This is a genomic window from Bradyrhizobium yuanmingense, from assembly GCF_900094575.1.
Classification (GTDB): Bacteria; Pseudomonadota; Alphaproteobacteria; order Rhizobiales; family Xanthobacteraceae; genus Bradyrhizobium; species Bradyrhizobium yuanmingense.
Genome location: NZ_FMAE01000002.1, coordinates 359,720 through 382,447, shown reverse-complemented (window position 1 = coordinate 382,447; position 22,728 = coordinate 359,720). Strand labels below are relative to the sequence as shown.

Below are 22,728 nucleotides of genomic sequence, written 5' to 3'. Positions count from 1 at the left end.
CGCTTCTCTCAAAACGGTTTCGCGATCATCAGCCACAGGATGGCCATCGTCGCGCCGAAGCCGGGGAAGCCGAACGCGAACCAGCGGCGGAATAGCACGAAATAGCGCTGTGGGAGCGCACTGCGCTGCGCAGCAGCCTTGCGCGCGAGGTCGCGCATCTCGATCTGCATGAACACGACCGGCACCCAGAACAAGCCGGCAATCGCGTAGAGCGCGAGTGAGGCCAGCAGCCAGCGCTCCGTGATCGAGGTCGCCGACAGCATCATCAGCACGCCGCCGCTGACCGGCTGGAGGATCACGGCCGACAGCGTGAAGATCGCATCCGCGATGACCACGACCGAAGCGGTGCGGGCGATGAACTCCGGGTCCTGCGTGCGATGCGCCATCAGCATGAAGAAGGCGATGCCGGTCCCGGTGCCGAGAATGACGATGGCTCCGAGGACGTGTACAAATTTGACCAGGAAATACAGCGTCATGGCTTCTTGGTCGCCACAGGCTTGGGCGGGTTCAGCGCCCGCGCGAGCTCGCCGCTGGCGGCTTTGACGCCGGCTTCGGTTTCGATCATCCAATGGCCTTCGCTGCCGACGGCCGCCAGCGGGCGAAACTCAGCCTTGCCGCCCGTGCCGCGAAACGCATCGACGAGTTTCTGCGAGAATGCCGGCGCGAAATAGCTGTCATTGGGCGCAACGAGCCAGGTGACGGGAATGCGCGCGGTCTTGCCGAATTCCGCTGCGGCGGCGAGCAGGGTGTGCGGCGCGCAGATTCGGTTCGGTTCATCATTGGCATGGCCGCCGCGTCCCGGTGCAAACACGGTGATGGCGGAGATCACCTTCGGATCGGCACCGGCGAGCGCCAGCGCACCCCATCCGCCGGCGGAATGGCCGATCACGATCGCGCCATCCTTGCGGATGAAATCCTGCTGTTGCAGCTGGACCAGCGCCAGTTTGATTGCGTCGGCCGTTGCGCGGCCCGAGCGCGTGTAGTCGGGCTCGCCGCAGCCGCCCTGATCCTCGAGGTAGCGGCCGCCGGTGGCACCATGGCCTGGCCGCTCCGGCACCAGCACGGCAAAGCCGCGCGCGACGAGATAGCCGGCGAGCGGGCGGTATTCCGGCTGCGGCATTTGCACCCGACGTAGCGTGTTCTGCGTCGAGGCGTGTGCGATCACCGCGAGCCGGAACGGACCTGGGCCCGAGGGGCGAAACAGCAGGGCATGCGCAGCAAGATCGGTATCCGGCGTTGGCACGCGCCATTCCTGCCGACGAAACGGTTCGCCCTCCTCTCCCGATGGACCGAACCTGACCTCTGCGCACAGAGGCGGCGCGGTCAGCAAGGCCAGCAGAGGCAGGAGCGCGATGGTATTGAGGAGCCGCATGAATTGCCGAGGGCGAACAAGAACAGCGACAGGCACACTAGTAGGAACGAATCACAATGAGCGGACTTTCTGCGGTGCCCATTGCCGTTCTTTCGTTGCCGCAAGCAACAGGAGTTTTGCACCGACGGCACGCACGCAGGTGCCCTCGGAGTTGCCGTCCTGTCTTTTTTCGGCACAACTCGGTTGAAATACTGATGCAGAAAGTCCACAGGTTAACCGATAATTAACGATAGGTCTTGCCGCCGGCGCGGCGACTTGGTTTGATCGCGTCCATGAGCACAACCCTGATCGAGGTCCGGCCGGCCAAAGCCGCAGATGCAACTGCGGTGGCGTCGACCCATGACGAAGCCTGGCGTTCGGCCTATCAGGGCATCATTCCCGGCGCCGAGCTGGAGAAGCTGATCAACCGCCGCGGTCCGCAGTGGTGGGACAGCGCGATCCGCAAGGGCAGCCGTGTCAGCGTGCTGGTGTTCGGTGACAAGATCGCCGGCTATGCCAATTACGGCCGCAACCGGGCCCGCAGCCTGCATTTCGACGGCGAGATCTACGAGCTTTATCTGCGGCCCGAGTTTCAGGGCCTCGGCTTCGGCCGCCGCCTGTTTGCCGCCGCCCGCCGCGACCTGATGCAGAGCGGGCTGAAGAGCATGGTGGTGTGGGCGCTCTCGGACAACGATCCCGCTACCGAGTTCTACCGCGCCCTGGGTGGTCGCATGGTGGCGCGCTCGTCGGAGCGTTTCGGACCGAAGGCGCTCGACAAGGTTGCCTTCGCTTGGACCAATTGAGCTGCTGAAACCCTAGCCGGGCAGCGTTCCCATCCGTCGATACCGCAGGCCGCTTGCGCCGGTGATCGCCGGATTCATTATTTCACAAAAACGCGATGGATCAGCGGGCCAAGCCCGCGTATGACAGCGCCAAAATCGCTGCCGGGCGCGATTTATCCTCGGCAACAACGGAGCCTTGAATGCGTATCGATGCGGTCTCGATCGGAAAGAACGTCCCCCACGACGTCAATGTCATCATCGAGGTCCCCGTGGGCGGCGAACCGATCAAGTACGAGATGGACAAGGAGGCCGGCACGCTGGTGGTCGACCGCTTCCTCTACACGCCGATGCGTTACCCCGGCAATTACGGCTTCATCCCGCATACGCTGTCGGATGACGGTGACCCCTGCGACGTGCTGATCATCAACACCCGCGCCATCATCCCCGGCGCCGTCATGAGCGTGCGTCCGGTTGGGGTGCTGTTCATGGAGGACGAAGCCGGCGGCGACGAGAAGATCCTGGCGGTGCCGTCGTCCAAGCTGACGCAGCGCTACGACAAGGTGAAGTCGTATTCCGATTTGCCCGACATCACGCTGCAGCAGATCCAGCACTTCTTCGAGCACTACAAGGATCTCGAAAAGGGCAAGTGGGTGAAGATCCTGCGCTGGGGCGGCCCGGAGGAAGCGCACCAGCTGATCCAAGAAGGCATCGAGCGCGAGAAGAAGAAGAAGGGCTGATCCGCACGGTCATTCCGGGGCGCGTCAGAGCGAACCCGGAATCCAGAGGTCGGGGCGCGAGATTCCGGGTTTGGCTCTGCGAGCCGCCTCGGAATGACGCTCAACTACACCGCCGGCTTCGGCAGGCCGGCGATCGCGCAGGCCGCGCGGAGCGTGTTCACCAACAGGCACGCCACCGTCATCTGGCCGACACCGCCCGGCACCGGCGTGATCGCGCCGGCAACGGCAAGCGCTTCCTGATAGGCGACATCGCCGACGAGGCGCGTCTTGCCGTCCTCCTTCGGGATGCGATTGATGCCCACATCGATCACGGTCGCACCCGGCTTCAGCCAGTCGCCGCGCACCATTTCTGGTTTGCCCACTGCTGCATAGACGAGGTCCGCTTTCTTCACGAGGCCAGGCAGGTCGCGCGAGCGCGAATGCGCGATCGTCACCGTGGCGTTCTCGTTCAGCAGCAATTGCACGAGCGGGCGGCCGACCAGGTTGGAGCGGCCGATGACGATGGCGTTCATGCCTTCGAGCGAGGCGTGCACGCTTTTGGTCAGGATGATGCAGCCGAGCGGCGTGCAGGGCGACAGCGCCTCGAAGCCGCCGGCGAGCCGGCCGGCATTGTTCGGATGCAGCCCGTCGACATCCTTGGCGGGGTCCATGGCGTTGATGACCGCTTCGGTGTTTAGCCCCTTCGGCAACGGTAATTGCACGAGAATGCCGTGCACGGCGGGATCCCGGTTGAGCTTTGCGACCAGCGCCAGCAGATCTGCCTGGGAGACGTCGGCCGGCAGCTTGTGCTCGAACGAGGCCATGCCCGCGGCCTGGGTCTGGGTGTGTTTTGAACGGACATAGACTTCGCTGGCGGGGTCGTTGCCGACCAGGACCACTGCAAGGCCCGGCACCAGATTGTGCTCGCGCTTTACGCGGGCGACCTCCTCGGCGACGCGGCCACGGAGTTCCGCCGCAATGACTTTTCCATCGATGATATCAGCGGTCATGTCCGTTCTCTCAATCTGTCGGTTTGGCCGATGTGAGCTGGCGCAGGGTTTCGCCGAGACGCGCCGGATCGCCGTCGACCGCGATCTGCTTCAGCCGCGACGTGGCTCCGGATAGCAGCTTTACATTGCTCTTGGGCACGCCGAGCGATTTCGCCAGCAGCGCCAGCACGGCCTTGTTGGCCTCGCCGCCATCGGCAATGGCGCGCACCCGCACCTTGAGCACGCTGCGGCCATCCGAAAGCTGCTCGATCCCGTCGATGTCGTCGCGGCCGCCGCGCGGCGTCACCCGCAGCGCGATGCTGATTCCTCCGGCCGAGTAGCGCCAAGGGTCCTTAGGGCAAGGCTCCTGACAACAAGGCTCCTTGTTGGCAACCAAGGCGCTCCCGCCCGCTTAGACCACGTTCGGGTAGATGTAGTACAGGATCACCCGCTCGATGAACATGATGATCAGGATCAGGATGATCGGCGAGATGTCGAGACCGCCGAGGCTGGGCAGGAAATTGCGAATCGGCGCCAGCAGAGGCTCGGTGATCCGGTAGAGGAACTCCGCCACCGCCGACACGAACTGGTTACGGGTGTTCACCACGTTGAAGGCGATCAGCCAGGACAGGATCGCGGAGGCGATCAGCAGCCAGACGTAGAGGTCGAGCACGATGATGACGATGTCGAGAACGGCACGCATGGCTTATGAGGCCTCTGGCTTTTGAAAACTCTGGCTCGGTCGGGATTGACGCCCCGTTTGCTAGATATCGGTTCCGTCAGGCCCAAACAAGGGAAGTCGGCACCCGGAGAGCTAAAACCGGGTTACGCCCGTCCTTGACTTGACCTTGGCGGGGACTTAAATGGCGCCCGGTTGTCGGCCGCGTTCACCAGAGCGGCCAGCAAAGGGGCCATAGCTCAGCTGGGAGAGCGCGTCGTTCGCAATGACGAGGTCGGCGGTTCGATCCCGCCTGGCTCCACCAGCCTTCGCTGGCTTCGCCAGCTTCGGCTCGGCAAGCCTTTTCGTAGCGAAGGCTGCCGCGGCGTAGCCCGACGGGCGAAGCCGGGCTCTCTCGGAATCTCTCTCCCCCTACCTCCCCGTAAACCTTGGCGGCCGCTTCTCCATGAAGCTCGCCACGCCCTCCCTGAAATCACTCCCGTTCAGCGCCACCATCATCTCCCTGTTGGCCTCGATCGTCGCCTCGGCCAGCGTCTGGAACGGCACCTCGTAGAGCTGGCGCTTGATCACGGCCATCGCGCTCGGCGAGACGAAATCGGCGAGATCGCGCGCGTAAGTATACGTCTCTTCACGCAGCTTCTCCGGCGGACAGAGCCGGTTGACCAGCCCGATCCGCAGTGCCTCCTCGCTCGACACGCGCCGCGCCGAGAGCAGCAGATCCAGCGCATTGGCGTGGCCGACGATGCGCGGCAGCATCCAGCTGATGCCGTGCTCGGCGATCAGGCCGCGCCGCGCGAATGCGGTGGTGAACACGGTGTTGTCGGCGGCAAAGCGAAGGTCGCAATAGAGTGCATGCACCAGTCCAATGCCTGCCGTCGCGCCGTTCAGCATGGCGATCACAGGCTTCTTGATCGAAGGATAATAGCCGTACCGCGTCTGCCAGTCTGGCCGGCGATTCATGTCGAACGGCGGCAGGTTCGAGGCGCGCCTGACGTCGTTGGGATCGAGGCCCTTCAGCGCATCCATGTCGGCGCCGGCGCAGAAGGCGCGGCCCGCGCCGGTGAGGACGATGACGCGGACATTGTCGTCGGCGCTTGATGCCTCCATGGCGTGGCGCACGTCGCGCTCCATGATCGGCGTCCATGCATTCATGCGATCGGGGCGGTTGAGCGTGATGGTCGCGATCTTGTCGCTCACCTCATAGAGAATGTGTTCGTAGGCCATGACGCTCTCCCTTGTTTGCCGGCACGCGTTCGCAAGCGCTCGTTAGAAGCGAGCCTAGCATATCCAGGGACGGGAGAAGGACTTGCGCCAAGGACCTGCGCCAAGGACTTGCGCGAAGCCGCGATCACTCGGCGGCTTGCGCCAGCATCGGCCGGCGCTCCAGCCAGCCGTCGAGGAAATGATCGAGCCAGGCGCGTTCGGCGACATCGTAGACGGCGCGATCCGCGAAATGATGATGCCGCTGCCGTGCACCGGGCGCGCTGAAGCCGTCGTAACCGCGCGTGGTCCAGCGGCACATCATCGCATAGGTCACATCGGGGTGGAACTGCACGCCGAAAGCATTGCCCGTGCGGAACGCCTGCACCGGGAAATCATCGCCTTCGGCGAGCAAGTCGGCGCCTTCAGGCAGCTCAAAGCCCTCGCGATGCCAGTGATAGACCTGCGCCGGCCAGTGCGGGCAGAGCGCGCGGCCGGCGGCGGTCGGCCTGATCGGGTAGTACCCGATCTGCGTCAGCGCCTGCGCATGCGGCGCGACACGGGCCCCGAGCTGCATCGCCAGCATCTGCGCCCCCAGGCAGATGCCGAGCAATGGGCGCTGCTCGCGGAGCGGAATTTCGATCCAGTCGATCTCGCGGCGAATGTAGTCGTCGGAATCATTGGCGCTCATCGGCCCGCCGAAGATCACGGCCCCGGCATGCTGATCGAGCGTCTCGGGCAGGGGATCGCCGAAGCGAGGACGGCGGATGTCGAGGCGGTGGCCGAGCGCGCGCAACGCATTGCCGACGCGGCCAGGTGTCGAGCATTCCTGATGCAGGACGATCAGAACCGGCAGCCGGGTTTCAGCGGCGGCGACGCTCGCCGCCCTCTGTGGGAAGGCGACCACCTCTGCGCCACCAAACCTGTCCGTCCGGAACGACATGGCCTCTGCGAGTGCTATCGGTTCAGACCGCCAGCATAGCTAAGCGATGGTTAACATCGTGTGAGTTTGCGCACACACGCGCACGTCTGGAAGCAAGCTCCGGGCCACTACGGACGCGGGCGGCGTTGTCAGCATGATCCGGAAAAGTGTGAAGCGGTTTTCCGAAAAGATCATGCTCAAACAAAGAGCTAAAGCGCGATGACGATTCATCGCGTTTTAGTGCCTCTGCCGCTGGAACCGGCTAGTGGCCGCCAGGATGAAGCCGCGTGGGAAGAAGCGCAGCGCGAACGGCACAATCTTGTTGCCGAGGCCGGGCAGCACTGCCCGTTTGTTGGCCATCAGAGCGCGATACGCCTCCCGCGCAACCTCGGCAGCTGAGACGTTGAGAAAGGCCGTATCATGTTGCGAGCCGACGCCGGCGCGGGCCTGGAATTCCGTGGGGACCGGGCCCGGGCAAAGCACGGTGACACGGACGCCGCGGGGAGCGAGCTCCGCCCGCAATGCTTCGGTGAAGGAAATCACATAGGCCTTGGATGCGTAGTACACGGCCATGCCGGGGCCGGGCAGGAAGCCTGCAACCGAGCCGACATTGAGAAGACCGCCCTTGTTCCGGATGAGCTGATCGGCGAAGCGCAGCGACAGATCCGTCAGGGCCCGGACGTTGACATCGACGATGCCGAGCTGCGCGACGCGATCGCGCTCGATGGCATCGCCGAATACGCCGAAGCCGGCGTTGTTGACGAGATGATCGAGCTCGACACATTCGGCGGCAAGTGCCGCGGCGATCCTCTCGCCGGCATGCGGATCCTCGAGGTTGCAGGCGATCACGATCGGCTTCTTGCCACCCTTGGCGGCGATCTCGTTCGCGAGCGCTTCGAGCCGATCCACCCGTCTCGCCGTCAATGCGAGGCGATGTCCATTGGCGGCAAACACACGCGCCAGCTCCATCCCGATGCCCGCCGAGGCACCGGTGATCAACGTTACCCGCTCAGTCACGATCGAAGTCTCTTGAATTGAAGTCTGTGGTCCCGGCAATACCAGAACGAGAGCATAAGCCGTGCGCGCCAGGCAAGCGGCACTGGCAGCATGGCTGCTTGTGAGAGCGACAGTGGAAGCAGGAAAGACCGGTATTTGCAGTCGAATCAGCAGAAGCGGGGGACCGCCGGGCTTATATTAAAGTTTCGTCATGTGGCTCGCAGGCCAGGCAATCCGCCAGGGACCGGTCCGACGGCGCGATCCTTGACCTGGCCACCGGCACGCTCCGCAATGGCGTGCTTCAGCTCGATCCGGTCACGCTGGGAGATGCCGAGCAGGTCGGACGCGCGCCAGACCACATTGTCCTCGAACTCGCTGACCTCTCCGTCGGCATAGACCAGCTCCCACATCATCTGCACGATCCGCTTGCGACCCGCTTCGTCGAGCGAGCGCATGATGACGCTGGTGAAGTGATAGAGGTCGACGGCCTCGCCTTCGACCTGGGTGGCGTCGGCGATGAGACGGTCAGCGGTGCCGCGGTCGAGCCCGAAATGGCTTTCGATCAGGCTGTGCAGCTTGCGCTGCTCGGCCGCGCTCGGCTGGCCGTCCAGCGAGACCACATGGACCAGCAGCGCGGTCGCGGCCAGCCGGTAATCGCTGTCGCCAAATGCGCGGTCCTGGGCCTGGGGACCGACAATGTCGGCGATGAATTGGCGCAAGCCGTCGAGCATAGGTCCTACCGAGATTGATGACGCCGCAAGGAGCGCGGCCGTTACCAGCATTATATGAGCAGGAAACTCAACCGGCGCAACGTGCGTCAGTTCCGCGCGCGTATTACGTTTCGGCAATCTGGGCGCGCTTTCTGCCGTGATGGCCGGGCTTGACCCGGCCATCAAAGCGTCACCGCGAGGAAGGACATTCATGCCCGGGCATGACGGTGAAGGATGTAAAGCGCTTTTGTTTCCCACGGAGCTAGAGACTGCGGCGCAGCCCACAAGCTCACGGTATCTCGTACACCACCATCTTGTCGGCGATGCCACGGAGCGCGGCCTGCTTCTGGATCGGCTTGATGGCGCGCTGCTTGAGCACCTCGGCGACTGCGGGAGCGTCCAGCACCGGGCCGGTGATGTGGATCTCCTGCGCGGTCGACAGGCTCTGCACGCGGGCGGCGATGTTGACGGTCTGGCCGAAATAATCCTGCCGCTCGTTGAGCATGACTGCGAGGCAGGGGCCTTCGTGGATCCCGATCTTGAGAATGAGGTCGTTGGCGCCGCGCTGCTTGTTCAATTCGTCCATCGCGGCGCGCATGCGCAGTCCCGCGGTGATCGCGTGCTCGGGCCTGACGAAGGTCGCCATCACGGCATCGCCGATCGTCTTCACGACCGCACCCTTCTCGGCGGCGATGATCTCCAGCAGCGCGCGAAAATGCGCTCGCACGAGATCGAAAGCATTGAGGTCGCCGACCCGCTCATACAGCGCCGTCGAACCCTTCAGGTCGGTGAACAGGAACGTCAGGGACGTGATCTTCAGTCGCTGGTCGACATTGAGGTTGTCGGCCTTGAAGACGTCGCGGAACGTCTGGTTGGACAGCATGCGCTTGGCGGTCAGGATCGGCTTGCGCTTGCCGATCATCTCGTGCAACGCGTGGTCGGCAATCCAGACCGAGGGCAATACGCGACTGTCCGATTGGTTCTCGAGCATGAGACGCAACGGTCCGGGGCGCATCACGGTGGTCCCCGTCGGCGCCTCCAGCTTGTTGAACATGATCGACAGCTGCTGACGCTCGCTGGTCGGCTCACCCTGAACGTCCAGGAAATGGGCGGAATGGGTGACCGGCTCGAACACGATGATGAACTGGCTCGGCAGATTGAGTGAGAGGATCGCCTTCTCGCCGGCGGGCAATTCGAGGGCTTCGAGCGTTACCTGGTTGATCAGGCGGGAAAAGGATTCGTCGTTGATGTCGACGCCTGAGCTCCAGAACATCTGCCGCACATACTCCCAGATCGGCAACGTGTCGGGATCATGAGCACCGATGCGGCGGACCCGCGGGCTGACGGTGAAGGCCACTTCGACCATCTCGTCGACGGAGGCCTCGTATCCGGCGGCGCAAAGCGCGCAATTGTAGTCGTCGTGCTTCAACGACTTCAGTGTGGCGTGCGCGCCCAGCACGCCTCCGCAGCCGGGACACAGCACGTTCCAGCTCATGTCGAACAGGCCGAGCCGCGAGGCGTGCAGGAAGCCGGAAATGACCTTCTCCTGGTCGAGCCCGGTCCGGTCGGCAAAATCCAGCGCATTGATCCGGTTGAGATCGCGATCATGACCGTTGGCGATCAGCTGCGCGATGGCCTCCACCACAACGGAATCGGCGGTCTGCTTCAGAACGGAGAACTGGGCCTGGATGTCGCTCATGGCGAAACTCTATGTAGGCTGGATCACGCCAGCGGCCAGACGCGAGCCTGTCACCGACGCGTGATGCGGAACAGGGGTGAATGGTCCGGCTGGGTGGTGACGACGCCGAGCGGAATTACGGGGGTCGCGGGGTCGGCAAGCTCGATTCGGTACGCTCCGATCAGCCGCGCCAGCGCCAGCACGGATTCGGCTTGGGCAAACGGTGCGCCGATGCAGACGCGCGGACCTGCACCGAATGGCAGGTAAGCAAAACGGTCCGGCGCCTCCTGCGACATGAAGCGCTTTGGAATGAATGCGTTCGGCTGATCCCACAGCTTCTCGTGCCGGTGCAAGAGCCAGGGCGCGATCATGATGATGTCGCCCTTGCCGATCTCGACGCCCGCCGCATTGTCCCTATCGCGCGCGGCACGCGCGACCAGGAAGGCCGGCGGATAGAGCCGCATGGTTTCGTCGATCACCGCGCGGGTGAATTTCTGGCGATCGATGTCGGCCATGCTGTCGAGATGCTCGCCGCGGGTCTCGGACGCCACCTCCTCCTGCGTATCGGGATCGAGCGCGAGCAGGTAGAGCGCCCAGAACAGCGCCGTCGCCGTGGTCTCATGACCGGCGAGGATCATGGTCGCGACCTCGTCGACCAGCTGCTCGTCGGAGAAGCCCTGGCCCGTCTCGGGATCGCGTGCCTCGTCCATGAGATCGAACAAATCGCGCGGCGGCGCACCGTCCTTCTTGCCCGCCTTACGCCGCTCGGCGATCAGCATGGCCACGAACTCGGTCCAGCGCTTGCGGAAACGGGCGCGGGCAAAATCCATCGGGCTCGGCCAGGACACCGGCAGCACCATGTCGAGGAAGTACGGACGCCCCAACCGCGCGGCATATTCCATGATGAAGTTGCGCAGGGTTGCGCCGTGCTGGTCCATGCCGAACGAGAACATCGTGCGACCGGCGATCTCAAGCGTCATGCGCTGCATGATCGCGCGCAGGTCGACCGGCTCACCGGTTTGCGCGTCCAGCTTGGCGATGGTTTCGTCGAGCACGGCCGTCATGTGCGGAACGAGGTTTGCGGTCGCGCGCGGCGTGAAGGCCGGGGCGAGCGTGCGGCGCTGAAACGTCCAGGAATGACCTTCCGCAATCAGAAGGCCGTCGCCGAGAACGGGGCGCAGCATGCGGATGCCGGCCGGCGTGCGCGTGTAGTTCTCGTAATTGCTGAGCAGCACGTGCCGGATCGCGTCCGGCTGGTTCAGGATGAAGCTATTGCGGAAGAAGAAGCGGCCAGAAATGACCTCTTCCTCGTAGGCGCGTTGACCCCAGGTCGCGATCATATTCTGCCTGATGACCGCGAGCCGGCCGAAGAACGACATATCGTCGGGCGCTCGCGGAGGAGCCGGAGGGGTGATGGGCCGACGCACGCTGGCGATATTCATGGCTCTCTCCCGCAAGGTGGGACGCAGGTAAATAGCTAGTAAGTCAGCTCGGCGATGGCAATCCGGTTCTCGGACGCAGCCCAGGCGCGTGCCACAATCCGTTCTTCGCCGAATTGGGCCACGATGTTACGGCCAACCTCGGTGGCGGGAAGCCGCAGGGTGGCTGCCGCATCCGTGGGCACGCCCGGCTTGACGTCGGCCGGCTCCTTGCCGTCGAGCAGCACCACGTCGCGCGGCAGGCCGAAATAGCCGCGCGGGCGCGACATGATCACGACGGCGCCGGCGGCCTTGTCGGCCGGCCCGAGCGGCCGCGCGGGCCGCAGATGCACAACCTCGGACGAGCGCGGGAAGGGCGAGCGGTAGATGTGCGTCGTCGGCGCATCCGGCGAGGTCAGCACGAATTCGAGCGACCAGGCGGGATCGACCTGCGCCGGCCCCCAACGGCCATCTGAGCCTGTTGTCGAGCTGTACAGCGCACCGTCTTTGCGCTCCCCGGTATCAGGATCGACACGGAAGACATCGACGATTGCACCCGCGACCGGACGATTGGTCGGCACGCCGCCGGGCGTACCCGTGACGAGGCCGCTCAATCTCACGCTGGTCTCCGGCACGATCGCGATGCGCGCAGGTTCGCGCCCCGCGATGAACTTGTAAATCTCGCGGAACGCGCGCGGGTGAAACGCCACCTCGCGATGGTCGAGCGCGCCAAGCACCATATTGGTGGCGCCCTTCAGCTCCGGCCCTTGGGCGGTGACATTGGTCGGCGTGCCGGGCTTGCCGATGAATCGGCCGTCGCTCTGCGCAAATTTGTCCATGCCATCGCTGCGCAGCGTGAGGAAGGCAACGCCCGGCGTCACCTCGCTCTCGCCTTCGTTCAAGCTGCGCAGGAACGTGCCGCGGCCGTTGAATTCGTTGTTGGGCTGGTCGTCGGTCGCGAACACACCGTGATTGGGCGTACCGCACAGCACCGCATGGCTGACATCACCGGCGCCGCCGTTCTTGATGACGTTACGGATCGCGTAGCCGCCGCGCGAGCTGCCGACCAGCGCCACGCGGGCTGCGCCGGTGCGGCGCTTCAGCTCGGTGATGGCGGCAGCGAGCTCGAGGCGCTGATCCTCGGTCGAGGAGCGACCCGCCTGCTCGACCTTGTCGTCGTTGCGCGCCAGCGGGTCGGTGAAATTGATCGCCATCATGCGATCGCGCGCGATACCGTTGGACTCCATCCGCCAAAGCGTCGTCATCCAGAGCGCGCCGTAATCGCCATTGCCGTGGACGAACAGAATCGGCGGCAGCTCCGTGGCGGGCGCGGTCTGCGCCAGCGCGCCCGTCCGCAAGCTCGCAAGTGCGAAAGGCACGCTCGCAGCCCCTTGCAAGATCGTCCGTCGCGACAGCTTCATCTGTTCCTCCCCGGCAAACCTAGCTCTTTGCACTGCTTATACCGGCCTAAGCACTGGACAGCGAAGGACTTTCGCGGGCATCACTGAATTGGCCGGAATCACCACGACCACTTCTGCCATCCGACATGGAAGGGGATATGACCGAGCAGCCGAACCGCCCGAAATTGGCCGCCGACGGCATCACTGCGCCCCTGCGGTACACCGTGTTCCGGCGGATCTGGCTCGCCAGCCTGCTCTCCAATCTCGGCCTCCTAATCCAGGGCGTGGGTGCGGCCTGGGCGATGACGCAGATGGCGGCCTCGGCAGACAAGGTGGCCCTGGTGCAGACCGCGCTCATGCTGCCGATCATGCTGATCTCGATGCCGGCCGGCGCCATCGCCGACATGTATGACCGCCGCATCGTCAGTGTGATTTCGCTGTCGATCGCGCTGATCGGCGCGAGCGTGCTCACCGTGCTGGCCGGCTTCAACCTGATCACTCCGGAATTGCTGCTCGCCTTCTGCTTCATCGTCGGCAGCGGCAATGCGCTGTTCGGTCCGGCCTGGCAGTCCTCGGTCAGCGAACAAGTGCCGCCCGAGGCATTGGCGTCCGCGGTGGCGCTGAACGGCATCAGCTACAACATCGCACGCAGCTTCGGCCCCGCGGTCGGCGGCGTCATCGTCGCTGCGCTTGGGGCGGTGGCCGCGTTTGCCTGCAACGCGATCCTCTATCTGCCGCTGCTGGTGGTGCTGCTGCTCTGGCGCCGCAGCACCGAGCCGTCGCGCCTGCCGCGGGAAAAGCTCAACCGCGCCATGGTCTCGGGCGTGCGCTACATCACCAATTCGCCGCCGATCAAGATCGTGCTGTTGCGCACGCTGGTGATGGGCCTGATCGGCGGCGCGGTGATGGCGCTGATGCCGCTGGTCGCGCGCGACCTCCTGCATGGCGGCGCGCAGATGTATGGCATCATGCTCGGCGCCTTCGGCATGGGCGCGGTGATCGGCGCGCTCAACATCCACGAATTGCGCAAGCGCATGAGCGGCGAGGCCGCGATCCGCGCCTGCACCATCACGATGGCCTTCACCATGGCCGCCCTCGCTTTGAGCACGGAGCCGGTGCTGACGGCGGCCGCGCTGGTGCTAGGCGGCGCAGTCTGGATGGCGGCGATCGCGCTGTTCAATATCGGCGTGCAGCTCTCGGCCCCGCGCTGGGTCGCCGGTCGCTCGCTCGCAGCCTTCCAGGCCGCGATCGCCGGGGGCATCGCGATCGGCGCCTGGGGCTGGGGCCATCTCACCGACTATGCCGGCGTCGAGATCGCATTGCTGACCTCGGCCGGCCTGATGCTGATCTCGCCGCTGCTCGGCATCTGGCTCACGATGCCGCGTGTCGGCGCCCGCAACGAGGATGCGGACATGCTGGCCGATCCCGAGGTGAGGCTGTCGCTGACAGGGCGCAGCGGGCCCCTCGTGGTCGAGATCGAATATCGGGTTGCGCAAGAGAATGCGCGCGCGTTCCACAATGTGATGCAGGACGTGCAGCTCTCCCGCCAGCGCAACGGCGCCTATGGCTGGTCGATCGCGCGCGACATCGCCGACCCCGAGCTGTGGACCGAGCGCTATCACTGCCCGACCTGGCTCGACTATTTGCGTCAGCGCAACCGTGCGACCCAGTCCGAACGCGCGCTGCATCAGCAGGCGATCGATTTCCACATCGGTCCCGAGCCGGTGCGAATCCGCCGCATGCTGGAGCGCCCCTTCGGTTCGGTGCGCTGGAAGGACGACACGCCGGACCGCGCCAACAGCGAGGTGCTGCCGGTGGTCGCGACCGCGGCGGGAAGCAGTACGTAGGCCTCTCGTCATTCCGGGGCGCGCCGTAAGGTGCGAACCCGGAATCCATTTATCGCAGGAGTTGGTCGCGCGATGGATTCTCAGGTGCGCAGTTGCGCACCATAGTTCGCGCTTCGCGCGCCCCGGAATGACGATCACTGCCCGTGCTGGGTCAGCACCTTGTCGCAGGCCTTGCTCAGCTTGGTGCGGTTCTGCTTCAGGCAGGCCAGCACGGCACCGTCGCCATTGTCCATTACGGGACGGCAGAAGCGCGTGACGTCGCGCGCGCAGGCATCATGGCCGGGCTGCTGTTGCGCGGAGGCGCTCGATGCGCACAGGAGCAAGGAAATAACGAAAAGCAGTCTGGTCATCGCGCAATTGCCTCTTACCCGGAAAGACGTGCGGGCGAAGCTAGTGCGACGATCCCGCACCTGCAACGGCTTTGTTGACTAGCTGCAGCGCGCCGCCGCCATCACCCCGGCTTCATGCCAGGGGACATGACGAGGGGAGCTGCAGCGTCTTGGTTACTGTGTGTCCTGAGCGTCAGCGACCTTGCGCGAGGCGCCCTTGGCGAGGGTCTTGTCCATCACCGCGCGGCATCCGGCGCTGAGGTCCGAGCGATGCTTGATCATGCACGCGGTGATCTTCGGGATATTGGGGATCTCCGCCGAGCAAAGACGGAAGGCATCGCCCGTGCACATCTGCTGCGCCTCGGCCGAGAAGGCGAAGCTCGCGCCCGTCGAAGCGATGGAGACGATCGCGGCAAAGCCCAGGGCCAGGCTGGCGTCGCGGATCTTGCCGGTAAACGACTTGGTCATTTGAAGCTCCCGTTGGCGCCGCCACAGCGGGCCCGTTGTCGATGGGAGCTACGATGCTCCGGCAAAACCGTTTCCACTGTGATGACGCTCACGGGAGACCCGTCCTCTGTGATCTCAGTCACTCAGACGCAGCCCACTGAAATTCCTTCGCAACCGCTGTCGTGTTGGTGTCACGTTAACTCTTACTTCGCATTAATGGCTCGTCGCGCGGGAAATTCCGCCGGTTTGGTTGCGTAATTGGAAAGAGTAACGATGCGTAATGCGTTGGGCCTGATGCTGGCCAGTGTAGTTGCGGCGGTCGTGATCGCCGCCGGCGGTTGGTTTTATTATTCCGCGCGCGCCGACCAGGGCGCTCCCAAGACAGTTGCCGCCCGTGCCGCCGACCCATTGCCGGCACAGGCGAAGCTCGCCGCCAAGGACGACGTCGAGACCACCGCGGCCGTCGCGGCCAAGCCGGCCGCAGCCGCGCCGGCACCTGCGCCAGCGCCGCTCATGCCGATGCAGCCGAAGCAGGCCTGCGCCAATCCGAACGCGCTGGGTGTGTCCCGCGTCGTCGAGATCGACACGACGGGCGGCCCCGGCTTCGGCTTCGAGCATTTCAAGCAGTTCGACTTCCTGACCGAGAAGGAGGTCGTGCTGACCTTCGACGACGGTCCGTGGCCGGTCAACACGCCCACGGTGCTGAAGGCGCTCGCGGACGAATGCACCAAGGGCCTGTTCTTCTCGGTCGGCAAGCACGCGACCTACCATCCGGAGATCCTGAAGCAGGTGCTGGCCCAGGGCCACACGGTGGGCACGCACACCTGGTCGCATGTCAATCTGAACAGCAAGAAGTTGACCGAGCAGCAGGTCAAGGACGAGGTTGAGAAGGGCTTCAGCGCAGTGAAATTCGCGCTCGGCACCAACCCGGCGCCGTTCTTCCGCTTTCCGCAGCTTCAGCACAATCCCGCGATGGTGAGCTATTTCGGCACCCGCAACGTCGCGATGTTCTCGACCGAAATCGACTCCTTCGACTTCAGGAAGGGCGCGACGCCGGAGAAGATCGTCGAGACCGTGATGACGAGGCTGGACAAGCTCGGCAAGGGCATCATCCTGATGCACGACTTCCAGAAGAACACGGGCCTCGCCCTGCCGACGCTGCTCGCGCGGCTGAAGGCCGGCGGTTACAGGGTCGTGCAGATGAAGGCCAAGACGAGCCTCCAGACGCTGCCGGAATATGACGAGGCGCTGATGAAGGACATGAAGGTGCCGACCGCAGGCACGAACTCCCGTCCGATCGCGAGCGTCGTGCAAACGATCTCGCAATAAGCGCCAAATCCAAAACTCTTGCGTCATGGCCGGGCTTGTCCCGGCCATCCACGTTTTAGGATCAGGCGCGACGACGTGGATGCCCGGGTCAAGCCCGGGCATGACGGCGAGATCAGGGTACAGGTCGGCGCCTCACCAATAGATGCCGTGGCGATGCAGCTCGCTGATGATGCGGCGCTCGGTCCAGCTGCGCTTGGGCTTCGGCTTGTCCGCCTTTGCCGTGGTCTTGGCGGCGGGCTTGGGCGTCGTGACCGGCGCGGAGGCCGTCGCCGGTGTGGTGACGGTCGGAGTGGTCGCCACTGTCGGCGCGGAGAGCGACACCGCCGGCGGACGATCATGATATTTCTGAACCTCGGTGGCCGGCGCGGCTTCGCTCACCTGCGCCGTCACGGTGCTCGCCGATGTCGTGGTTTGCGGAGTGGAGGTCTGTTCGCCTGCCGCCGCCAGCGACAGACCGCGGGAGCCGCCTGCCTGGGCGGAGGCCGAAGCCAGCAGCATGGCGGCAATCAGAATGATCTTGCGCATGTGAAGTCTCCCCGTGTTGGCGTGACAGGACGTTAGGGGAGCCATGTCTGCGATTATGTGATCGCGATCACGCAGCCGAGCGAGCCCTGATGCAGGCTGATGCCTGGTCATCGGAGCGCTTGGGGTCGGATGAACCGGGGCGCTGGTGCCGCAAGAGGGATTCGAACCCCCGACCCCGTCATTACGAATGACGTGCTCTACCGACTGAGCTATTGCGGCGAACCTGCCGGGACCAAAGCAATGCCGGCCCCGATACGCGCGCCCCTGATATCGGGCATGGCCCGAATTGGCAAGGACAAGCGGGAGGCGAAATACCGCTCACGCGCCCCAGCGGGACCAGAATCCGCGCCAGCCGCCCGCCTGGGCTTTGGGCGTGCCGATTTGTTCCGTAAATTCGTCGCTTGGGCCGTCGTCGTCGATCCCGGGATCGTCCGGTGCGCGGACGATCGGGATGACGGTCTGGGTCGGCGCCGATGCGGGCTTGCTGAGGTCGGCCCGGGTCCGGAAGACCGGCGTCGGCGCCGGCGGCGATGATTCGGCGGGCGCCGGAGCCGGATTCGCCGGCTCGGCGGGCGTGACGACCGGCTCGTCGACCTTCGCAGTTTGCTCCCCAGTCTCCTTGGCCACTTCCTTGGTAGCCTCCTTCGCGGCGTCCTTGGGCTGAGGGGGTGAATTGTCCTGCGCGGCCGGTGCCGGCAGCGGGGCCACCTCCGGCGGTTCCACCGCGGCTTCGCTGGGAGCGGCGGTCACCCGCTTCGGCGGCGGAGCGGCCAGCATGGCTTCCTCGAAGGCCGAGGATTCGAGCGTGGGGCCCTTGTCCGAGGGCAGGCTCGCGACCGGCGCCTGCCACTGGAACGCATCGAGGCGGCCGGTGACCGGGGAGACCGGACGCCAGCGGTCGCTGACATAGCCGTCCGCGGTCCAGGCGGGATCGAGCCGGGCGCGCACCGCGCGCAAGGTCCAGGCGCGGGCGCGGCCGCCGTCACCATGCTCTGTGCGCTCGATCTCGGCCATCAGCAGCGCGACGCGCTGGGTCGGATCCTTGAGATAAGGCGCGAGCACCTCGCGCGCGCGGGCGAACTCGGAGGCCTCGATCGCAGCACGCGCGATCGCGAGCTGCCCTTCGACATAACCGGGCTTGTCGGCGGGGGTCTTCGCGGCGAGAGTTTCTACCCGCTGCAAGCGGTGCCATGCGGAATCGCCGAGCTTCACATGCGCATATGCGTCCGCGAGATCGGGATGCGGATTGGAGAGCCAGGCGGCTTCCACCAGCTTCATGGCGCGGCGCACCTGATGCGCCTCGCTCTCGAATTTTGCCGCGAGCACGGCCGCCGGCACCAGGGTCGGCGCGAGCTTGACCGCCTCCAGCACGCTCTCGCGCGCGACGTCGCGGTCCATCGTTTCCAGCTCCAGCGCACGCGCGGCGAGCAGCACACCGCGCTGCCGGCGATAGGTCTGCTTGTCGATCAGGCCCGCGGACAGATTCGAATCGAGGATCGCGAGCGCGCCGCTCCAGTCGCCGCGCGCGCAGCGGAAGCCGAGCACCGCGTGCGAGGCCCAGGTCGCGGACGGCGACAGCTTGATCGCTTCCTCCGCGATCATCACGGCGCCGACCGCATCATCGGCGCGCTGCGCCTCGATGAAGAGACCGCGCAGGCCGAGCAGCCGCGTGTCCTCGCGTTCGGCCATGGCGCGGAAGACGCGTTGCGCCTCGTCGCGATTGCCTTCGAGCTGCGCCGACTGCGCGTGCAAAAGCAGTGCGAGCGGATCGTTCGGTGCATGCCGCCGCGCCGCCTCGGCGTGCCGGCGCGCGAGCGCGGAATCGCCGTGGCCGATCGCGAGCAGACCATGGGTGATGGCATGACGGCCGCGGGCATGACGCTTGTCATGACGGCGGCGGCGCAAGCGCCCTGGCATGCGCCAGATCGTCGTCAGGATGCTCCAGACCAGCACGACGGAAGCGGCGAAAAGGCCGAGCAAGAACACGAACCTCGGCAGCGTCGTCGAGATGCGGAAGGTGCCCGCGGTCAGGACGAGGTCGCCGGACTGGTCGGCGACCCAGGCCGCGCCGGCCGCCGCCAGTGCGATCAAGACGAGAAAGAGGACGATGCGAAGCATGGCGATCCCTATACGCGCCGATTGTTGCGCGAATCTTATTGAGTAGATTTGGCGAGATCCGCCATGGCATCGTCGGCGAATTTGCGGGACGCGGCGAGCGCGGCGTCGCGGGCGTCGGCTTTGTCGAGCCAGGCCTGCGCCGGAGCACGATCAGCCTCGGGCAGCGTCTTCAGCTCGCGCCGCGCTTCGGCGAAATCGCTGCGGAGCGCCGCCGCCGTGACGCGCGTCACGATGGCGCCGCGATCGTTGCCGACGCCATCGGTGCGCTCGATCCGCACGAGCTTTGACGCACCCGCCTGGAGCCGCTCGACAATGCCGGCTTCGCTCGACGGAGCTTCAGCCGGCGGCGACAGCTTCGGCACGATATTGAGGAGCTCGCGGCTCAGCGCCGCCGATGTCGGGATACCGGACGATGCAAACGCCTCGAGCGGTTTGAGCATGTCGGGCTTGGTCGCCAGCGACCGCGCCGCGGCCAATTGCGATTGATAGGGATCGCCGTGGCGAACGGCAACGTCGAGCAGGGACGCCGCCACCACATAGCGGAGCGGCTTGTCGTCCATCGTCTTGGCCTCGGCGATCTTCTCGCCCTGCTGCGCAAGCTCGGCCCGCTCGGTCTTGCTGGCGCGCTCGAGCTGAGCGATGCGGTCGATGAGCGCGGCAAGATCGGGCGCGGCACTCGGCGACGCGGATTTCGCGTCGTTCAGTGCGCTCGCCGTCTTATCGAACTGTGCGCGCAAATTGGCGATGTCGCCGCGCAGTGCGCTCGCCGCTTTCTCCAACGCGTCGATCCGCGCGACTTGGGCCGGATCGGCCGCCGGCCTCGCGGCCCTGGCTTCGACCGCGGCAACGCGTCCGCTCAGCGCATCGACGGTCGCACTGGTGACCTGCGGCGCGGCCGGCGGGGCCTGCACCGCGGGCCAGCCCAGCATCCAGCCGACTGCGATCACGACCGCAGCCGCGGCAACGCCGGAGAACGGCGCGATGACCCAGGGCGAAATCGGCGCCGATACAGGCACCGCCGCGGAGGCCTGCTGCTCTGCAGATTCGGACTGAGGCTCGGCCTTGACCTGTTCCGAGCCGGGCTCTTCCACCCTGGCCTGCTCCTGCGCGACATGCTCGGATGCCTCGGACTCGCCCGCGACCTGCTGCGGCTGGGTCGAGACTTCCGTCGCCTCGAGGTCGATGGTGGGCGGGGTGCGCTTGGCACGACCCGGATCGGGCGCCAATCCAGCGTCTTCAGGCTTGTCGTCGGCCATCGTGACGGTTCCTCACACTTCCATACCAGGGATGGATTAGATTGCGTCGGATTCGGCCCGACCTTTACGCCAAACGGGTCCGCAACGCACGCTCCAAGGTGTCGAATAAGGCAGTTTCGTCCGGCGTTGCGGCCACCAGAACCTGTGACGCGCCGGCATCGCGCAGCACGCCCGCAACGGTCTCGGACAGGCAGCAATGCGGGATCGCCAGCGCCGAAATTTCGACACCTTCGTCCCGCGCCGCATCGAGGAACGCACGTGCGCTGCGCCGGGAGTAGTGCAGCACCGCCTCGATCCCGTGGGCGGCAAAGCCCTCGCACACCTCGCGCGGCAGATGCTTCACCGGCGCCATGCGGTAGGTCGTCTGCGTCACCACGCGGAAACCTTCCGCCCCGAGTTCGCCGCCGAGGTCGCGCGACAGATCCGCGCCGGCGAGATACAGCAGCGTGCTGTTTTTCTTCAACACCTTGTCGCACGCGCTCTGCATCACCTTGTCGCGCAAGGACGCGGCGTCGCCCCCGGCGACGATCACCTCGGCAAAACCAGCCTCTCGCGCCGCTGCAGCCGTATGTTCGCCGACCGCGAACAATGGCAGCTCCAGCAGACCGAGATCCGGCAATTGCGGCGCTATGGCGCGAATCGCGTTGGCCGAGGTGACGAGAACGGCATCATAAGAAACTTCGCTCTCGCCTTGGAAGGCGACCGGCTCGAGCTTGAGCGCCGGCGCAAGCAGTACCGCATGCCCGCGCGTGCGCAGATTGTCCGCCGTCGCCGCATTGTCGGGATGCGGCCGTGTGACAAGAATGGACATCGCTGCTGTTCCCGGACCATTTGGCGGTGACGCATTGACCAGAACGGCTGCGCGTGACGATTGCGCAAGCCGACCCCGGGATGCTACCGGACGTACCAGAACTCTGCTTTATGGATGAGCGCAAGGGCGCAAATTGGATAACAATTCGCCAATGCTGGTGCTGGGCATCGAAACCACCTGCGACGAGACCGCCGCGGCCGTGATCGAACGCGCGGCCGACGGCAAGGGCAAGATCCTGTCCAACATCGTGCGGTCGCAGATCGAGGAGCATGCCCGCTTCGGCGGCGTGGTGCCGGAGATCGCCGCGCGCGCGCATGTCGACGTGCTCGATGGGATCATCGACCGCGCCATGAACGAGGCCGGCATCGATTATGCTCAGCTCGACGGCGTCGCGGCGGCCGCGGGGCCCGGGCTGATCGGCGGCGTCATCGTCGGACTCACCACCGCGAAGGCGATCGCGATGGTGCACGACACGCCGCTGGTCGCGGTGAATCATCTCGAAGCGCATGCGCTGACGCCGCGTCTCACCGACGGCATCGAATTTCCCTATTGCCTGTTCCTCGCCTCCGGCGGCCATACCCAGATCGTCGCAGTCACCGGTGTCGGCCAGTATGTGCGGCTCGGCACCACGGTTGACGACGCCATCGGCGAGGCCTTCGACAAGGTCGCGAAGATGCTGGGCCTGCCCTATCCCGGCGGCCCGCAGGTCGAGCGCGCGGCGGCAGGTGGCGATGCCACGCGCTTTGCGTTTCCCCGGCCGATGCAGGGGCGCCCCGATGCCAATTTCTCGCTGTCGGGACTGAAGACGGCGGTGCGCACCGAAGCGAGCCGGCTGGCCGAGCTCATGCCGCAGGACATCAGCGATCTCTGCGCGAGCTTCCAGGCCGCCGTGCTCGATTCAACGGCCGACCGGCTGAGCGTCGGCCTGAAGCTTTTCCGCGAGCAGTTCGGCGCACCGCGCGCGCTGGTCGCCGCCGGCGGCGTTGCCGCCAATCAGGCGATCCGCGGCGCGCTTGACGATGTCGCGAAGCAGGCCGGGACGCAGCTGATCATGCCACCGCCCGCGCTGTGCACCGACAACGGCGCCATGATCGCCTGGGCCGGCGCCGAGCGCCTGGCGCTTGGCCTGACCGACACGATGGACGCGCAGCCGCGCGCACGCTGGCTGCTCGATGCCAACGCGACGGCGCCCGCGGGCTACGGCAAGACTCGGGCGGGATTCTAG

23 protein-coding genes and 2 tRNA genes are annotated in these 22,728 nt (G+C 65.5%); 6 read left to right on the top strand and 19 right to left on the bottom strand.

Annotated elements, in window-relative coordinates; all coding sequences use genetic code 11:
• Nucleotides 1-8: 8 nt before the first annotated feature.
• Nucleotides 9-476: a DUF2269 family protein gene (locus tag GA0061099_RS06865; RefSeq protein ID WP_036002858.1), complete on the bottom strand. Its 468-nt coding sequence runs from the start codon at nucleotides 474-476 to the stop codon at nucleotides 9-11.
• Complete coding sequence (locus tag GA0061099_RS06860; protein ID WP_036002862.1) at nucleotides 473-1,372, bottom strand: alpha/beta hydrolase family protein; 900 nt, start codon at nucleotides 1,370-1,372, stop codon at nucleotides 473-475. Before GA0061099_RS06860 ends, GA0061099_RS06865 begins: the two co-directional genes overlap by 4 nt.
• A 272-nt stretch (nucleotides 1,373-1,644) precedes the next feature.
• On the opposite strand from GA0061099_RS06860, the gene GA0061099_RS06855 reads away from it, so the two are divergent.
• Both GA0061099_RS06855 and ppa read left to right on the top strand, forming a co-directional pair.
• Complete coding sequence (locus GA0061099_RS06855; protein ID WP_024338772.1) at nucleotides 1,645-2,154, top strand: GNAT family N-acetyltransferase; 510 nt, start codon at nucleotides 1,645-1,647, stop codon at nucleotides 2,152-2,154.
• Between the two features lie 179 nt (nucleotides 2,155-2,333).
• Nucleotides 2,334-2,870, top strand: a complete 537-nt coding sequence (gene ppa, locus GA0061099_RS06850) for an inorganic diphosphatase (RefSeq protein ID WP_036002867.1) — start codon at nucleotides 2,334-2,336, stop codon at nucleotides 2,868-2,870.
• 104 nt (nucleotides 2,871-2,974) lie between these two features.
• On the opposite strand, the gene folD is transcribed toward ppa, so the two are convergent.
• The 3 genes from folD to GA0061099_RS06835 are packed head-to-tail and all read right to left on the bottom strand — an operon-like array spanning nucleotide 2,975 to nucleotide 4,541.
• Nucleotides 2,975-3,859, bottom strand: a complete 885-nt coding sequence (gene folD, locus GA0061099_RS06845) for a bifunctional methylenetetrahydrofolate dehydrogenase/methenyltetrahydrofolate cyclohydrolase FolD (protein WP_036024203.1) — start codon at nucleotides 3,857-3,859, stop codon at nucleotides 2,975-2,977.
• Nucleotides 3,860-3,869: 10 nt separating this feature from the next.
• Nucleotides 3,870-4,235 carry a DUF167 domain-containing protein gene (locus tag GA0061099_RS06840; protein ID WP_050995912.1) on the bottom strand — a complete coding sequence of 122 codons (366 nt, stop codon included), beginning with the start codon at nucleotides 4,233-4,235 and terminating at the stop codon, nucleotides 3,870-3,872.
• Between the two features lie 15 nt (nucleotides 4,236-4,250).
• On the bottom strand, nucleotides 4,251-4,541 hold the full coding sequence (locus GA0061099_RS06835) for a YggT family protein (RefSeq protein ID WP_036002872.1): 291 nt from the start codon (nucleotides 4,539-4,541) through the stop codon (nucleotides 4,251-4,253).
• Nucleotides 4,542-4,745: 204 nt separating this feature from the next.
• On the opposite strand from GA0061099_RS06835, the gene GA0061099_RS06830 reads away from it, so the two are divergent.
• Nucleotides 4,746-4,821 (top strand) — tRNA-Ala (locus tag GA0061099_RS06830).
• A gap of 107 nt (nucleotides 4,822-4,928) precedes the next feature.
• On the opposite strand, the gene GA0061099_RS06825 is transcribed toward GA0061099_RS06830, so the two are convergent.
• The 7 genes from GA0061099_RS06825 to GA0061099_RS06795 all read right to left on the bottom strand — a co-directional run bounded on the left by GA0061099_RS06825 (nucleotide 4,929) and on the right by GA0061099_RS06795 (nucleotide 12,862).
• The gene (locus GA0061099_RS06825) at nucleotides 4,929-5,741 is read right to left on the bottom strand and encodes an enoyl-CoA hydratase (protein WP_036024205.1); all 813 of its coding nucleotides are present in this window, start codon (nucleotides 5,739-5,741) and stop codon (nucleotides 4,929-4,931) included.
• A 124-nt stretch (nucleotides 5,742-5,865) separates the two neighbouring features.
• Nucleotides 5,866-6,660, bottom strand: a complete 795-nt coding sequence (locus GA0061099_RS06820; protein WP_036024207.1) for a glutamine amidotransferase — start codon at nucleotides 6,658-6,660, stop codon at nucleotides 5,866-5,868.
• A gap of 216 nt (nucleotides 6,661-6,876) precedes the next feature.
• Complete coding sequence (locus GA0061099_RS06815; protein WP_036024209.1) at nucleotides 6,877-7,656, bottom strand: SDR family NAD(P)-dependent oxidoreductase; 780 nt, start codon at nucleotides 7,654-7,656, stop codon at nucleotides 6,877-6,879.
• A 188-nt stretch (nucleotides 7,657-7,844) separates the two neighbouring features.
• Nucleotides 7,845-8,366 carry a tellurite resistance TerB family protein gene (locus tag GA0061099_RS06810; protein ID WP_036002890.1) on the bottom strand — a complete coding sequence of 174 codons (522 nt, stop codon included), beginning with the start codon at nucleotides 8,364-8,366 and terminating at the stop codon, nucleotides 7,845-7,847.
• Between the two features lie 268 nt (nucleotides 8,367-8,634).
• Nucleotides 8,635-10,044 carry an adenylate/guanylate cyclase domain-containing protein gene (locus GA0061099_RS06805; protein ID WP_036024210.1) on the bottom strand — a complete coding sequence of 470 codons (1,410 nt, stop codon included), beginning with the start codon at nucleotides 10,042-10,044 and terminating at the stop codon, nucleotides 8,635-8,637.
• A gap of 50 nt (nucleotides 10,045-10,094) precedes the next feature.
• A complete protein-coding gene (locus GA0061099_RS06800; protein WP_036002897.1) occupies nucleotides 10,095-11,465 on the bottom strand; it encodes a cytochrome P450 in 1,371 nt (456 codons plus the stop codon).
• Nucleotides 11,466-11,500: 35 nt separating this feature from the next.
• Complete coding sequence (locus GA0061099_RS06795) at nucleotides 11,501-12,862, bottom strand: hydrolase (protein ID WP_036024212.1); 1,362 nt, start codon at nucleotides 12,860-12,862, stop codon at nucleotides 11,501-11,503.
• Nucleotides 12,863-12,999: 137 nt separating this feature from the next.
• On the opposite strand from GA0061099_RS06795, the gene GA0061099_RS06790 reads away from it, so the two are divergent.
• The gene (locus tag GA0061099_RS06790; protein WP_036024258.1) at nucleotides 13,000-14,688 is read left to right on the top strand and encodes an MFS transporter; all 1,689 of its coding nucleotides are present in this window, start codon (nucleotides 13,000-13,002) and stop codon (nucleotides 14,686-14,688) included.
• A gap of 134 nt (nucleotides 14,689-14,822) precedes the next feature.
• Here the strand turns inward: GA0061099_RS06790 and GA0061099_RS06785 are convergent, their stop codons facing one another.
• On the bottom strand, nucleotides 14,823-15,038 hold the full coding sequence (locus GA0061099_RS06785) for a hypothetical protein (protein ID WP_036002903.1): 216 nt from the start codon (nucleotides 15,036-15,038) through the stop codon (nucleotides 14,823-14,825).
• A gap of 153 nt (nucleotides 15,039-15,191) precedes the next feature.
• Nucleotides 15,192-15,485 carry a hypothetical protein gene (locus GA0061099_RS06780; RefSeq protein ID WP_036002906.1) on the bottom strand — a complete coding sequence of 98 codons (294 nt, stop codon included), beginning with the start codon at nucleotides 15,483-15,485 and terminating at the stop codon, nucleotides 15,192-15,194.
• A gap of 252 nt (nucleotides 15,486-15,737) precedes the next feature.
• Between GA0061099_RS06780 and GA0061099_RS06775 the strand changes: the two genes are divergently transcribed.
• Nucleotides 15,738-16,793: a polysaccharide deacetylase family protein gene (locus GA0061099_RS06775; protein ID WP_036024214.1), complete on the top strand. Its 1,056-nt coding sequence runs from the start codon at nucleotides 15,738-15,740 to the stop codon at nucleotides 16,791-16,793.
• Nucleotides 16,794-16,925: 132 nt separating this feature from the next.
• On the opposite strand, the gene GA0061099_RS06770 is transcribed toward GA0061099_RS06775, so the two are convergent.
• The 5 genes from GA0061099_RS06770 to GA0061099_RS06750 form a co-directional block, all read right to left on the bottom strand.
• The gene (locus tag GA0061099_RS06770; protein WP_036024216.1) at nucleotides 16,926-17,318 is read right to left on the bottom strand and encodes a hypothetical protein; all 393 of its coding nucleotides are present in this window, start codon (nucleotides 17,316-17,318) and stop codon (nucleotides 16,926-16,928) included.
• A gap of 143 nt (nucleotides 17,319-17,461) precedes the next feature.
• A tRNA-Thr gene (locus GA0061099_RS06765) sits at nucleotides 17,462-17,537 on the bottom strand.
• Between the two features lie 99 nt (nucleotides 17,538-17,636).
• Nucleotides 17,637-19,436 carry a heme biosynthesis protein HemY gene (locus GA0061099_RS06760; RefSeq protein WP_036024218.1) on the bottom strand — a complete coding sequence of 600 codons (1,800 nt, stop codon included), beginning with the start codon at nucleotides 19,434-19,436 and terminating at the stop codon, nucleotides 17,637-17,639.
• A 35-nt stretch (nucleotides 19,437-19,471) separates the two neighbouring features.
• On the bottom strand, nucleotides 19,472-20,692 hold the full coding sequence (locus GA0061099_RS06755) for a COG4223 family protein (protein WP_036024221.1): 1,221 nt from the start codon (nucleotides 20,690-20,692) through the stop codon (nucleotides 19,472-19,474).
• A gap of 64 nt (nucleotides 20,693-20,756) precedes the next feature.
• Entirely contained in the window at nucleotides 20,757-21,503 is a 747-nt protein-coding gene (locus GA0061099_RS06750) for a uroporphyrinogen-III synthase (RefSeq protein ID WP_036024223.1), read from the bottom strand.
• A gap of 157 nt (nucleotides 21,504-21,660) precedes the next feature.
• Between GA0061099_RS06750 and tsaD the strand changes: the two genes are divergently transcribed.
• Entirely contained in the window at nucleotides 21,661-22,728 is a 1,068-nt protein-coding gene (gene tsaD / locus GA0061099_RS06745; protein WP_193375182.1) for a tRNA (adenosine(37)-N6)-threonylcarbamoyltransferase complex transferase subunit TsaD, read from the top strand.

Excerpts from the sequence above, each read along its gene's own strand:
- GA0061099_RS06855 (WP_024338772.1), top strand. The coding sequence starts at position 1,645 with ATGAGCACAACCCTGATCGAGGTCCGGCCGGCCAAAGCCGCAGATGCA.
- GA0061099_RS06770 (WP_036024216.1), bottom strand. The coding sequence starts at position 17,318 with ATGCGCAAGATCATTCTGATTGCCGCCATGCTGCTGGCTTCGGCCTCC.
- ppa (WP_036002867.1), top strand. The coding sequence starts at position 2,334 with ATGCGTATCGATGCGGTCTCGATCGGAAAGAACGTCCCCCACGACGTC.
- GA0061099_RS06800 (WP_036002897.1), bottom strand. The coding sequence starts at position 11,465 with ATGAATATCGCCAGCGTGCGTCGGCCCATCACCCCTCCGGCTCCTCCG.
- GA0061099_RS06760 (WP_036024218.1), bottom strand. The coding sequence starts at position 19,436 with ATGCTTCGCATCGTCCTCTTTCTCGTCTTGATCGCACTGGCGGCGGCC.
- GA0061099_RS06790 (WP_036024258.1), top strand. The coding sequence starts at position 13,000 with ATGACCGAGCAGCCGAACCGCCCGAAATTGGCCGCCGACGGCATCACT.
- GA0061099_RS06865 (WP_036002858.1), bottom strand. The coding sequence starts at position 476 with ATGACGCTGTATTTCCTGGTCAAATTTGTACACGTCCTCGGAGCCATC.
- GA0061099_RS06795 (WP_036024212.1), bottom strand. The coding sequence starts at position 12,862 with ATGAAGCTGTCGCGACGGACGATCTTGCAAGGGGCTGCGAGCGTGCCT.
- GA0061099_RS06820 (WP_036024207.1), bottom strand. The coding sequence starts at position 6,660 with ATGTCGTTCCGGACGGACAGGTTTGGTGGCGCAGAGGTGGTCGCCTTC.
- GA0061099_RS06775 (WP_036024214.1), top strand. The coding sequence starts at position 15,738 with ATGCGTAATGCGTTGGGCCTGATGCTGGCCAGTGTAGTTGCGGCGGTC.
- folD (WP_036024203.1), bottom strand. The coding sequence starts at position 3,859 with ATGACCGCTGATATCATCGATGGAAAAGTCATTGCGGCGGAACTCCGT.
- GA0061099_RS06780 (WP_036002906.1), bottom strand. The coding sequence starts at position 15,485 with ATGACCAAGTCGTTTACCGGCAAGATCCGCGACGCCAGCCTGGCCCTG.
- GA0061099_RS06810 (WP_036002890.1), bottom strand. The coding sequence starts at position 8,366 with ATGCTCGACGGCTTGCGCCAATTCATCGCCGACATTGTCGGTCCCCAG.
- GA0061099_RS06785 (WP_036002903.1), bottom strand. The coding sequence starts at position 15,038 with ATGACCAGACTGCTTTTCGTTATTTCCTTGCTCCTGTGCGCATCGAGC.
- GA0061099_RS06755 (WP_036024221.1), bottom strand. The coding sequence starts at position 20,692 with ATGGCCGACGACAAGCCTGAAGACGCTGGATTGGCGCCCGATCCGGGT.
- GA0061099_RS06750 (WP_036024223.1), bottom strand. The coding sequence starts at position 21,503 with ATGTCCATTCTTGTCACACGGCCGCATCCCGACAATGCGGCGACGGCG.
- GA0061099_RS06860 (WP_036002862.1), bottom strand. The coding sequence starts at position 1,372 with ATGCGGCTCCTCAATACCATCGCGCTCCTGCCTCTGCTGGCCTTGCTG.
- GA0061099_RS06825 (WP_036024205.1), bottom strand. The coding sequence starts at position 5,741 with ATGGCCTACGAACACATTCTCTATGAGGTGAGCGACAAGATCGCGACC.
- GA0061099_RS06805 (WP_036024210.1), bottom strand. The coding sequence starts at position 10,044 with ATGAGCGACATCCAGGCCCAGTTCTCCGTTCTGAAGCAGACCGCCGAT.
- GA0061099_RS06835 (WP_036002872.1), bottom strand. The coding sequence starts at position 4,541 with ATGCGTGCCGTTCTCGACATCGTCATCATCGTGCTCGACCTCTACGTC.